Origin of the sequence: Desulfosporosinus fructosivorans (assembly GCF_004766045.1) — a bacterium.
Classification (GTDB): domain Bacteria; phylum Bacillota; class Desulfitobacteriia; order Desulfitobacteriales; family Desulfitobacteriaceae; genus Desulfosporosinus; species Desulfosporosinus fructosivorans.
The window spans coordinates 419,001-431,954 of the sequence record NZ_SPQQ01000002.1; the positions used below are offsets into that span (position 1 = coordinate 419,001).

The following is a 12,954-nucleotide window of genomic DNA, read 5'->3' on the forward strand; positions in this document are numbered from 1 at the left end:
TCGTTAAGCTATATCAATACCTTTCTCTAGGTAGACATCTTGAATCGCATTAAGCAATTCGACGCCTTCTCTCATGGGTTTCTGAAATGATTTCCTGCCAGAGATCAAACCCATCCCGCCTGCTCTTTTATTGATAACAGCAGTTTTCACCGCTTGTTGTAAGTCATTTTCTCCCGAAGCACCTCCAGAATTAATCAGACCCGCTCTCCCCATGTAGCAGTTTGCAACTTGATAGCGTGTTAGATCGATCAGATGGTCGGACGTCAATTTATCGTAGACGAGCCTACTTGTTTGACCAAATCCTAAAGCAACATACCCACCGTTATTGGTCGCCTGTTTCTGTTTTATAATGTCGGCTTCTATTGTAACTCCTAAATGGTTAGCCTGCCCCGTCAAATCCGCCGAAGCATCGTAGCTAACCTTGTCCTTTTTGAAACCATCATTGCGCAAATAGCACCAAAGCACTGTAAACATACCCAACTCATGGGCACGTCTAAAGGCTGCGCTGATTTCTTCAATTTGTCGCCCTGACTGCTGCGAACCATAATATATCGTAGCACCGATTCCCACGGCTCCCATTTGGAAGCCCTGTTCAACCGATGCAAATAACTTTTGGTCAAATGTATTTGGATAGGTCAGCAGTTCATTATGATTAATTTTTAGAATAAACGGGATTTTATGAACATATTTACGTGATACCGCTCCTAACACCCCAAGAGTTGATGTAACTGCGTTACACCCACCTTCTATTGCAAGTTTGACAATATTCTCAGGATCGAAGTAAATCGGGTTAGGTGCAAAAGACGCTGCTCCAGAGTGTTCCACGCCTTGATCAACGGGTAATATCGAAAGGTAACCAGTTCCAGCTAGACGTCCATGATTAAAAAGCGCAGCCAAATTCCTCAAAACACTATTTGATCGGTCAGTCATCCCAAATACCCTGTCAATAAAATCCGAACCTGGTAGATGAATGAGTTCTTTAGGAATAGTCATACATTTGTGTTCTAACAAATCCTTAGCCTCATCCCCTAAAATAGAAACAATCTTACGATACATTTACCCTCATCCTTTCATTCCTTTATCTCTATATTCTAATACAAAACATGTACTTGTAGTATAAATTTTTACAAAATTATAAATAATTTAAACAATTATAATCTAAAGAAAACGAAGGCAAGCACCAAGCCTTCAGGTGCTGGTGGTAGCCTTCGTCGTGCACTTATGCTTAAAATAATTGAAAATTATACTTTCTGACTAGTACAAAAAAACATCAAAATCTGACTTGAAATCTTATTTAATTGTTTAGTAAATAGTCTTTTCCAGAAGTCCAAATATATCTAGCGTCTAAACTAGAGTCTTTCATATTCACCTTTGGCATTGAGGTATTGGATGTCCATACACCCATAATACTCTCCATACATATCTAACGGATCAAAGCCCCTTGGTCTAGTACAGTCATCCGAGTAGCCGATATAGTAGACTTCGAGGTCTTGATCTCTCATTCGAAATATATACTGTGGTTCCGCTTCAAACTTTTTGATCAGCTCTTCGAATTCCGCCGTACCCTTTTTTGCCTCAGAGGAAAAGTATTCCGACATGGCTTTTTTTTCAACGCAATCCTCAGTAATTTTAAACATTAATTAACCACCTTCATTCTACGTTTGTTGAGTGCTTTAGTGAAATCGTTCAACTAAAGTTGAACATTGAGACTTCGCACGAACGAAGTCCCTCTTTTTACTTAGGTCTGGACGTTAAAATAATGGGCGCACTTCGGGCAAGTAACCTGGATTGTACCTTTCTTTATTGGCACCCGCATCTTCTTCGAACATTTCTCGCATTCTATCACAGGGTGATCCACTAACTTTAGGAGCTTTTCTTTATCTAAGCCCACGACAACATCTTCACCAATTAAAAAAGCAGGAACCCCACTAATGTTACGTCTTTGTAGCTCAGATCTTGCTTGATTATCACTGCTAATGTTTTTTTCTTCATAAGAAATTTTGTTTTGCGAGAGAAACTCTTTCGCCATTGTGCAATAGGGTCAGGTATTATTGGTAAACATAATGACTTTCTTCATCTCTATTCATCTCCTTATTCGCACCAAAATATCTATCTCGACAATTTTATCATATCATAACTACTTTAGAGTATAAATTATACCAAAAACCATACAGATTTATGGTATAATCTTCATATCTCGATACGAAAGGATGAACCATGTGAAAAAAATAATTTATACGCTAATTACATCACTTGCGGTACTATTAAGCACGCCTTTAGTAACGCCCGCTAGCCCATTGGTTTTCCCAGCAGAGCGTATATCCGGACAAGACAGGGTCGAAACGGCTCTTAAGATATCTCATAAAGGATGGGACTCAGCTCAAACAGTTATTTTATGCGAATACTCCGATTACCCCGATGCTATAGCTTCAACTCCTTTTGCAGTCAGCTTAAATGCTCCGATTTTACTGACTAAAGGAGACTCAATTGACGTACGTGTTCTCACCGAACTAAATCGCTTGAAACCTAATAAGATTATTCTCCTTGGCGGAACCGCTTGTTTACAACCTTCTATCGAAAAAGAGCTTGAGGAACTATCTTTACCTTACGAACGAATCGGCGGAGCGGATCGTTATGAAACATCTATTCTTCTTGCCAATCATTTATCGAGCGATTCACTCATCCTTGCTAACGGAGATGATTTCCCCGATGCATTATCTGCCGCTACCTTCGCAGGAATTAAACAGATCCCCATAGTTCTTACATCAACAACTCTTCCTAATTCCGTCATTCAATATTATACAGAGAATAAACCTAAGCATTTAATTGTGATCGGTGGGGAAGCTGTCATCCCTTCTGCTAACTTGACTAAGAATAAATTAACTGTCGAAACCCGTTTGGCCGGTCTAGACCGATACGAAACTAATGCCAAAGTCACATCATTTATGAAAGCTACATATATATCGGATGATATTTTCTTAGCATCCGGCATCACTTTTCCGGATGCCGTCGCAGGTACTGTGCTTGCTTCTAAATTCAAGGCCCCCCTTCTACTAACTGAAAAGGAAGATATTCCGCCCTCAGTCTACAGCCTCTTGCGAGAACATATGAAAATTGAGCCTCCAACTAAGAATACCGATGAAGGTACCAGCAACAATGACCTTGAAAAAGGAATCGTCACTGCCTCAGGTGGCTTAAATCTAAGAGATTCTCCTTCAGCAACAGGAACTGCACTGCTTACCATCCCAAATGGCACTACTGTTGATCTTAGCGAAAAGCAAGGCCAATGGTACAAAACTACCTATCAATCCAAAACTGGATGGATTTCTGCGGACTATGTTAGCCCTGCCACAACGTATAACATCAATTCAACGACCAACCTTGACTTAAGTGTGAATGGTACAGTCTATATCCTTGGCGGAACAGCAATTATTAGTTCTAACTCCCAAAACATTATTGAGGGGAAAACTTCTTCGAAATATAAGGATAATCTTAAACAATTTCCCACCCTTCCCTCGGAAATTAAAAAACCAGAGACTCCTTCTAGGGGCGACGATACTACTACACCTCCTACTACTACACCTCCCACTACTACACCTCCTACTGTTCCTACCACTTATGATCCAGCCAAGGAAGTTCTCGTTGATCCTTTTCAAGGGATCCCTGCTAACTCTTTAGCGGGCAAAACAATTTTAATTGACCCCGGTCATGGGGGACCAGATACAGGGGCAATTGGCCCAAATCATACTTATGAAAAAAATAACACCTTGGCTATAGCACTTGCCTTAAATGATATGTTAAAACAAGCAGGCGCAAAGACAATCTTAACACGAGATAAAGATATTACTCCGGCAGCGCATTATTCTGAATTAGAGGACCTTCAAGCCCGGGTGAACATAGCCAATGAAACAAAACCCGACTTATTTATTAGCATCCATAATAACGGCAGTAGTTCTAGCCCTACTGCTCAAGGCACTGAAACTTATTATTCCGATGATTGTTCTAAAAAAGCAGAGAGTTTACTCCTTGCCAACAGTATCCAATCTGCTGCCATCGACACACTAGGAACAAATAACCGCGGAGTCAAACAAGCTGGCTTTTATGTTTTACGAAATGCCACAATGCCTGCCATTTTGCTAGAGACCGCCTTTATTTCGAGTCCTTATGAAGAAGCTAGGTTACAAAACGAAACATTTCAAAAAAATGTAGCCAGTGCCATCTTCCAAGGCATCTATAAGTATTATAAAAGCCCCCTATCCCAAGATTAGTATGTAAACTCGCTCAATTAATTTAAAGATCGAGACCGATGCAGAGTACCGGGTACCACCACTTGAAGAGGGAGCTTATAATAAGATAAAAAGCCGGCAATAGCCGGCTTTTTATTATAATCAAATCTCAATATTATTTTACCGCATATATTCTTTATCTCCTTGGTCATTGATTAATTCAATAAAGAAGAGTTAATTGGCATTGGTCCAGCGTGAAACGACTGCATAAAATTCATCCACGACCAACGGTTTAGTTAGATAATCGTCCATCCCTGCCTCCAAGCACTTTTCCTTATCTCCCTTTAGGGCATAAGCAGTCATAGCTATAATCGGTGTTCTCCTACAACCAGTATCTTTTTCCATTTGTCGAATGATTTCGGTAGTCATGAAACCATCCATGACAGGCATCTGAATATCCATCAGAATACCATCAAACTTCCTCTGCCGAATGCAATTCACAGCTTCCTTTCCGTTTTCGGACACGGTAACCTGCCAACCTTTTTTCTTAGCTAATTCTTCTACAAACCGCCTGATTACAGCGTTATCCTCTACGAGTAAGAGACTTTGAGACGTTTCTTTGCTATAGTCCAGGGGTTTCGCGACAGGTTCTAATGCGGAACCGTCCTCACAATCCTGTCTGTCCAGAATACAGGTGAAATGAAAATTACTGCCCTCGCCTTCTATGCTATCTACCCATATTTCGCCGGACATCATCTCCACTAACCGTTTACATATGGCAAGTCCCAGACCAGTTCCACCGTATTGGCCTTTTGACAGACGACCTACTTGACTGAAGCTATTGAATAGCAACTCCATATTTTCAGGAGAGATACCGATACCCGTATCTTTGACGATGTATTCTAGTTTGACTCTATTGTTATGAAGATCCTCAATCTTTTTAATATAAAGATCGATTCTTCCCTCTTTTGTGCATTTGACAGCGTTTCCAAGCAGATTCGAAATGATTTGTCTCAACCTAAAAGGATCACCTAAAAGATTGTCAGGGACATCCTCTCCAACCAAGACCTCCATAATTAAACCCTTTTTCTTCGACGAAAGCTGAAACAAACTTACCACCTCATTGATCATGCTTCTGGTACTGAAACCCGCAATATTTAGTTTCATAACTCCTGCTTCAATCTTTGAGTAATCTAGAATATCATTAATAATGACCAAAAGGGAATCGCAAGCAATCTTAGACAGGCTCAGATATTCCTGTTGACTCTCACTGAGTTTCGTTGTCATCTGCGTGAGTTGAATCATCCCCATTATTTCAGTGATAGGGGTCCTAATTTCATGAGACATATTGGCCAAGAACATACTTTTCGCTGAATCTGCTGATTCGGCTTGGACTTTTGCTTTTAGAAGTTCTTCCTCTAATCTTTTGCGTTTGGTGATATCTTCTACAACTCCATAACGATACTGGGGATCCAAATCATCATCTTCTTGAATTGTACTACAACGGTCGCTAAACCAGCGATATTGACCGTCTTTACACAAGATGCGGTATTCGATTACGACCGAGACATTACTTCGTGACGATACTTCGTACAGTCCTTGTGTCACAATGGGCAAATCCATCGGGTGGATTCTTTCTAAAAGCCACTCTATGGGCTTGTCCATTAATTCCAGAGGAGTATACCCCGATAGTTTTTCGATCACTGGGCTCATATAATCATACCTGTTAGTGACAGTATTCGTTCTATAGAATGCGGACTGAGAGTGCTCAATAATCAGACTCAATCGTTCCTTAGATTTACGAAGTTCCAGTTCTTGTAACTTACGTTCTGTGCTAGCATGCAATATTGTTGCAAAATGGTCTTTCTTTGGTGAACAAACATTAACCTCAATCCAAGCGCCGAGTTCCTCTGAATAGTCTTCAAGTTTCTCTGAGACTCCTGTCATGGCAACCCGACCATATGTTTCAATCCAATAACTTTCCGTGTTCGGATAGAACTCAAGGACAGTTCTACCGATAATCGTTTCTCTCTTTAAACCTGTTAGCTTTTCAAAAGCACTATTTACTTCCAAAAAGACATAGTCAACCGGTTTACCTTCGGAGTTATACAGCATTTTATGGTAGGCAAAGGCATCAATCAAGTTTTCAAACATAACCCGAATACTCTTCTCATCCTGATAAAAAGAAACCTGTTCCCTGCCCAAACTGTCCTCGCTGATACTCTTCACAATCAACCCTCCGTAACCTAGTAGTCAAATACTAGTTTTCTAAAATTTTTTTCCCAGGTTGTGGTGATGGATACTCCTCATGTAAAAGCAAGTAATCACTAATCGAACCGTTTTGCCAAATACATCTGCTTGTATTAATTAATAATATTTATTTTAGAAATTTAATACATTTTAATTATGTCACAACTATTGCGCAATTTTTGTCGAAATAGACATGATTATTTATCGAATAATACTAATATAGCCGAAAAATGCAATAAAAAGGGAACTTCGCGTAATCCGAAGTTCCGTGGGGATTGTTATATTTGCCAAAGAGGTCATCTAGTCTCAAGCACCTATATGCATGAGTTTGTCTCTAGCTCAAATGATCTCCGTAAAATATCTGGACGTAAGGATCCAGCATGAAAAGATCTGCCACTGTTTAAATTACACAACCATATTTCTGCTGGAGTAAATTGATCTGGGTCTATATTGAAAAAATTGTTAGATGTTGTTTGTGCTTCCATGTAAGCATTTCCATACCCTCTAGTAAAACAGGACGGAACTTGTTTTACCAGATGTTCCAACGTTTCATCGTCATCACGAAGGTTACAGAGAACCGATGAACCATAAAAAATCGCATCATTGGTCCGTCCTAAAGCACTTCGAGTATCACGCGCTACAGGTGGAATAGGGCAAACACCCCAACCAGAAATAATATTTCCTAAGTCATAGCCCAACCGCCTAATTTTAAATAGGGCAGTTTCTAAGGCTCGTGCAGCTACCTGTACGGAACCCACCAGAGATGCAGTTGGCGCTACTAAGATATAAAGATTCCTGGGATCGCAGTGACACTCCTGTAAAATATGCTGAATTACTTCGTCCGATGGCAGTTCCCTACCTTCTAAGCAAATAATCGCTGTCTCAGAATGATCTTCATACCCCAACATCCTAAACAGACTACCCTTATGAACAATAGCGCATGCTGGACCGGAACCCATAGTCACCCCCCTGCCAAGTTTAATAGGCCACCCAGCATATTGTGATGCCATGCATGCCCGCACAGGGTGATCCGTGACTACTTCAACCGACGGCCAGCGCAACCCGTCAAAATCCATCCATTGTAGTTTTACTTGGGCCAGCCCTCCAAGGCAAACAGCAGCAAATAAAATTCCAGCATCCCAACTGCCCTCGACATTAACACCGCAGTCGATCACTGTTACCCCATTTTGTTTGTGAACCTTAATCTGAAGCAGTTCACTTCTATTGAGAAATTCTTTAATCAAGGGAAATGCTTGACGATTCGGACTTAGTTCTGGTATTCGGCTAAGCGGCAATAGCATGCGTTTCCTCATCTCCAAGTGTCTCTGAAATTTGTATTCATTTTTTACAATTATACGATCTATGCGTCTTTGACTAGCTTTCCATAACATTTGCCTTTTGTATCACTGGTCTTTTGCCGGAATTGGTCCCCGAGAGAGAGCGATCTTACCTGTACGTACAATTTCAATGATTCCATGATCATCCTCTAGTACCTGGCATAGGGCATCTATCTTAGTTTCGTCACCTGAAAGCTCAATAACCATCGTCTCTCGGTTAACATCTACAATGCTTGCTCTAAAAATCTCGACAATATTAATAATATCTGACCGTGTATTAACACTTGCTTTCACTTTGATCAATGCTAGCTCACGTTGAATCGACTCTACCGCTGTAAGGTCACTAATTTTGATGACATCTACTAATTTTGACAATTGATTGACAACCTGTTCCTGCTCGATCTCATCTCCCTCCACCACAATCGTAATCCTTGTTGTATCGGGTTCCTCCGTATAACCGGCTGCAATACTTTCAATATTAAAGGCTCGACGACTAATTAGTCCAGAAATATGGGTTAAAACGCCCGGTTTATTTTCGACTAAAACAGCGAGTGTATGTTTCATGCGTCTACCTCCCCAAAAATCATCTGATCCAATCGGGCGCCCGATGGAACCATAGGCAAGACATCCATTGTTTCCGGGATCCGAATATCCACTACCACAGGGCCAGGCGTAGCCAACGCTTCTTCAAGGACAATGCCAAGTTCCTCTGGTTTAGTCACTCTTAAACCAGTCACACCCATCGCTTCTGCCAATTTCACAAAATCTGTGTGTCCTTTGAGACTTGTGTGGGAATAACGTCCCCCGTAAAACATTCTTTGCCATTGAGCGACCATACCTAAAGACTGATTATTAAAGATCAGTACTTTTACTGGAAAATTATAATCGGCTGCCATCGCTAGCTCCTGGCAATTCATCATAAATCCACCATCACCGACAAACAGAACCACCGTACGATCAGGTAACCCACATTGGGCTCCTAGAGCAGCGGGAAGACCATAGCCCATCGTCCCTAGCCCCCCTGAAGTGAGCAACGAGCGCGGATTTTTAAATCCGTAGTATTGCGCAGCCCACATCTGATGTTGTCCCACATCGGTAACAATCACAGCATCCCCTTGTGTCAACTGACTAACTTTCTCAACGACCGCTTGGGGCATAACAAGATCTGTATCCGGCTTGTAAGTTAAAGGCTTTTCTCGTTGCCAGAAACTGACTTTCTCTGTCCAAGGACACACTTGTTCTCTTAACTCGTCGGAGATTTCCTTCACCCGCTGAGATAGAGCAGGAATTGACCATTTTATGTCTCCGAGAACACGCAGATGGGCCAACACGTTTTTGTTAATTTCTGCCGGATCGATATCAAAGTGAATAATCTTAGCCTTAGGAGCAAATTCGCTCAAGAGTCCAGTGACTCTATCATCAAAACGAACTCCGATGCCAAGCATCAAATCACATTCCGTCGTCGCCATATTAGCGGCATAAGACCCATGCATCCCAACCATACCTAAGAACTGGGGATGATCAAACGGTATACATCCCAAACCCATCAAAGTTGAAATCACAGGAAACCCTGTCTGTTCTATCAAACTCTTTAATTCTGCGGAAGAATTAGATAGATTAACACCGCCGCCTACAAAAATAAGAGGAGTATGGGCTAACTTTAATTCCTCGAAGACCTTATCAATCGTCTCGGAATCTCCTTCATACAATGGATGATACCCACGCAACTTAACCTCTTTGGGGTATTGATAATCTAAAGTTGCCACAAAGACATCTTTTGCTATATCAACTACCACGGGCCCAGGCCTACCTGTGCGAGCAATATAAAAGGCTTCTTTAAGAACTCCAGGTAAATCCTCTATCTTCTTCACCAAATAGTTGTGTTTTGTTATAGGGGTTGTAATCCCACGAATATCTGCCTCCTGAAAGGAATCCCTTCCGATCAGTGGAACTGCAACTTGCCCCGTAATAGCCACCAAAGGGATTGAATCCATATAGGCAGTAGCAATACCTGTTACGAGATTAGTTGCCCCTGGACCGGAAGTAGCAATTACAACCCCAACCTTTCCTGTCGCTCGGGCATAACCGTCGGCCGCATGTACTGCTCCTTGTTCATGCTTCGTTAGAATATGGTTGAAATCCGCTTTGTACAAAGCATCATAAAGTGTTAAGACTGCCCCGCCCGGATAGCCAAAAACCACATCCACTTTTTCGTTTTTCAGGGATTCTATAATTGCCTCTGCTCCAGTCATTTCCAAATGATTGAACCTCCCGCACTTCATATAGTTGCTTCTTCACCTAATATATTATCACGACCATATCAATAGCTTTCTCAAAATCCCCTTTGATTAATTTCAGGTGAGTGTTAATAAGCGCTATAGATCCTTTTTGTAACACTTTCCCGTACCAATAGTCCACCACTTCACTCGATTGTCTAACACTAGTTTGCTAAAAGAAAAGTCAACGATTAACCCCATAAAATATAACGGATAGTTTTTAGTCATAATTATAGCATAAATGGTCATCTTTTTGGCAACATCAAACGAAAGATCAAATGTAAGACGACGTTCACATAAGCACTCATGACCTAGTACTTCAAATCGACTTTCTCCACCCACTGCAGTGGAAACCCGTAAGCCTATAATTTCAGGAGAAATAGCCCGAAAAAAAGACACAGGTGCAGGAAGAAACGTCCTTCCTACACCTGTGTTTCTATGCTTGTTTGGTTGTTCGGCAGTAGTGGTAAAAACTAAATTGCGGCATTTAAGACACATTAAGAATCTAGCCCACTGAACCAAAAAAGCAGATCTGTCCTTCCTCTGACAAGTCATCCGTAATACTTCCCTCATTGATCACTGCATGGCTAAAATCCGGGGTCCCGTGCGCGAAGATTGCTTCGACGGCAGCCTTATTGTTTATCATGATATTTGTGATAGCTAAGGCGACTTGGGGCACCAACTTCAGTCTTTCTACCCACTGAAAGCAATAAAAATGAGTATTTGGATGACGCGATCCATCTTGAGCTGGTGTAGCGAACCATATCGTATAACTGTACCCTTCATTGGACTCATCCATACAGCGATTAAACGCGGCAGTGTCAGGAATTATAACCTTGTTCCTCCCTACCTTTAACGCGGCCTTAAACGCTGCTTGATTCTTCTGAGCGTCAATATTCTTTTTCAGAAAATTTATAACCGCAACATCTGCAAGGGTGCTGGTATCGCCCATTTCCCGACCATCGGCGATATCCTTTAGAAGACGCCTCATAATCTTTCCGCTTCGAGTCTTCGGTAATTCAGCCGTTAAAAAAATGTCATCGGGTCGTGCAAGGGAACCAATTTTTAGGACAACATGCGCTTTTAGTTCATCAATCAGCTCATCGCGGATGACAATTCCTTCTTTTAAGCTAACAAAAGCGAACACCGCTTGGCCCTTTACTTCGTGAGTCTTACCTACGCAAGCTGCTTCAGCAACCGATGGATGATCAACTAAAGCACCTTCTACTTCCGCCGTTCCAATCCGATGCCCCGAGACATTGATAACATCATCAACCCGTCCAATCACCCAGAAATAACCATCTTCATCCCATTTTGCTTCGTCCCCTGTAGAATAGGCACCCCCGAATTGACTCCAATAAGTATCCTCATATCGTTTGTCATCCCCATAAACCGTCTTAAGCATCGCCGGCCATGGTTCACGAACCACTAAATACCCACCCTCCCCTTTCGGAACAAGATTGCCCTCAGGGTCCACTATTTCTATATGGACACCTGGGAACGGGATCGTACACGATCCTGGCTTTAGAGGCGTAATCCCTGGAACTGGTGCCATCATAATCATACCAGTTTCCGTTTGCCACCAGGTATCGACAATAGGGCAACGCTCTCCTCCAATATATTTGTAATACCACATCCAAGCTTCTGGGTTAATCGGTTCTCCGACCGAACCCAAGAGCCGCAAACTCGAAAGATCCCTGCCTCTTGGATAGCTTTCCCCCCATTTCATAAACGTCCGAATTGCAGTGGGGGCAGTATATAAAATTGTTACCCTATATTTCTCGATGATTTCCCAATACCGATCCTTTTCTGGATAATCCGGTGCGCCTTCATACATAACCACCGTTGAACCATTTGTTAATGGCCCGTACACCAAATAACTATGTCCAGTTATCCAACCAACATCAGCAGTACACCAATAAACATCTTCTTCTTTGAGGTCAAATACCCATTCATGGGTTGTTGACACCCCAACCATATAACCACCTACACTATGAACAACCCCTTTGGGTTTTCCGGTGGTTCCACTCGTGTAAAGAATGAAAAGCATATCATTCGCATCCATGGGTTCGGCTGGGCAGACGCTCGAGACATTCTTCATGACCTCGTGATACCACACATCTCGTTCATCTTGCATATCCACAGGCTGACCCGTCCGCTTGACGACGATAATAGTTTCTACACAATTGTTTATACAAGTTACAGGCAGTGCCTTATCCACATTAGCCTTCAACGGAATACTATTTCCTCGTCGATAGCTCCCATCCGCAGTCACTACAATCGTTGACCGAGAGTCATGAATCCTGTCCTTCAAAGCTTCTGCACTAAACCCACCAAATACAACACAGTGCACAGCTCCTATCCTAGCACAAGCGAGCATCGCGATAACAGTCTCAGGGATCAGAGGCATATAAATTGTCACCCGGTCTCCCTTTACTACCCCATAGGACTTAAGCACATTTGCGAACTGGGCAACCTCACGATAAAGATCCTGATAGGTTAAGACTCTACGATCTCCCAGTTCTCCTTCAAAAATCAGCGCCGCTTTATTCCGACGCGCCCCCTCCAAATGTCTGTCTAGGCAATTATAAGCCGCATTTAGTTTGCCACCAACATACCACTTTGCAAATGGATGATTCCATTCTAGAACTGTGTCCCAGGGTTTAAACCAGTCCAAGCGTTTTCCCTGTTCGTCCCAAAACTTCGTCCGATTCTGCCCTAGTTCGTGGATTTCAGGGTTTTGAATTACGGCTTTTGAACAAAACCCTTCAGGAGGGAAAAACAACCGTTTTTCCTCCAGCAATCCTTCGTGTTGTTTCTCTTTCATATATTACACCTCCATTTTGTTGTATGTTATATAATACA

General features: G+C 42.0%; 10 protein-coding genes. 1 reads left to right on the forward strand and 9 read right to left on the reverse strand.

The window, feature by feature from the left end; translation table 11 throughout:
* Positions 1-3 precede the first annotated feature (3 nt).
* The 3 genes from E4K67_RS06185 to E4K67_RS06195 form a co-directional block, all read right to left on the reverse strand.
* A complete protein-coding gene (locus E4K67_RS06185; protein WP_135545545.1) occupies positions 4-1,056 on the reverse strand; it encodes a class I fructose-bisphosphate aldolase in 1,053 nt (350 codons plus the stop codon).
* A 293-nt stretch (positions 1,057-1,349) separates the two neighbouring features.
* Positions 1,350-1,637: a hypothetical protein gene (locus tag E4K67_RS06190; protein ID WP_135545546.1), complete on the reverse strand. Its 288-nt coding sequence runs from the start codon at positions 1,635-1,637 to the stop codon at positions 1,350-1,352.
* A 101-nt stretch (positions 1,638-1,738) separates the two neighbouring features.
* Complete coding sequence (locus E4K67_RS06195; RefSeq protein ID WP_135545547.1) at positions 1,739-2,077, reverse strand: glutaredoxin domain-containing protein; 339 nt, start codon at positions 2,075-2,077, stop codon at positions 1,739-1,741.
* Between the two features lie 133 nt (positions 2,078-2,210).
* On the opposite strand from E4K67_RS06195, the gene E4K67_RS06200 reads away from it, so the two are divergent.
* The gene (locus tag E4K67_RS06200) at positions 2,211-4,268 is read left to right on the forward strand and encodes an N-acetylmuramoyl-L-alanine amidase (RefSeq protein ID WP_199242475.1); all 2,058 of its coding nucleotides are present in this window, start codon (positions 2,211-2,213) and stop codon (positions 4,266-4,268) included.
* Between the two features lie 192 nt (positions 4,269-4,460).
* On the opposite strand, the gene E4K67_RS06205 is transcribed toward E4K67_RS06200, so the two are convergent.
* The 6 genes from E4K67_RS06205 to acs all read right to left on the reverse strand — a co-directional run bounded on the left by E4K67_RS06205 (position 4,461) and on the right by acs (position 12,916).
* The gene (locus E4K67_RS06205; protein WP_135545549.1) at positions 4,461-6,455 is read right to left on the reverse strand and encodes a hybrid sensor histidine kinase/response regulator; all 1,995 of its coding nucleotides are present in this window, start codon (positions 6,453-6,455) and stop codon (positions 4,461-4,463) included.
* 335 nt (positions 6,456-6,790) lie between these two features.
* Positions 6,791-7,777, reverse strand: a complete 987-nt coding sequence (gene mch, locus E4K67_RS06210) for a methenyltetrahydromethanopterin cyclohydrolase (RefSeq protein WP_135545550.1) — start codon at positions 7,775-7,777, stop codon at positions 6,791-6,793.
* A 102-nt stretch (positions 7,778-7,879) separates the two neighbouring features.
* The gene (gene ilvN, locus E4K67_RS06215; RefSeq protein WP_135545551.1) at positions 7,880-8,377 is read right to left on the reverse strand and encodes an acetolactate synthase small subunit; all 498 of its coding nucleotides are present in this window, start codon (positions 8,375-8,377) and stop codon (positions 7,880-7,882) included.
* The gene (gene ilvB, locus E4K67_RS06220; protein ID WP_135545552.1) at positions 8,374-10,071 is read right to left on the reverse strand and encodes a biosynthetic-type acetolactate synthase large subunit; all 1,698 of its coding nucleotides are present in this window, start codon (positions 10,069-10,071) and stop codon (positions 8,374-8,376) included. Before ilvB ends, ilvN begins: the two co-directional genes overlap by 4 nt.
* Before the next feature lie 117 nt (positions 10,072-10,188).
* Positions 10,189-10,644: a hypothetical protein gene (locus tag E4K67_RS06225; RefSeq protein WP_135545553.1), complete on the reverse strand. Its 456-nt coding sequence runs from the start codon at positions 10,642-10,644 to the stop codon at positions 10,189-10,191.
* Entirely contained in the window at positions 10,595-12,916 is a 2,322-nt protein-coding gene (gene acs / locus E4K67_RS06230) for an acetate--CoA ligase (RefSeq protein WP_135545554.1), read from the reverse strand. The genes E4K67_RS06225 and acs overlap by 50 nt, the downstream gene beginning before the upstream one ends.
* Positions 12,917-12,954 lie beyond the last annotated feature (38 nt).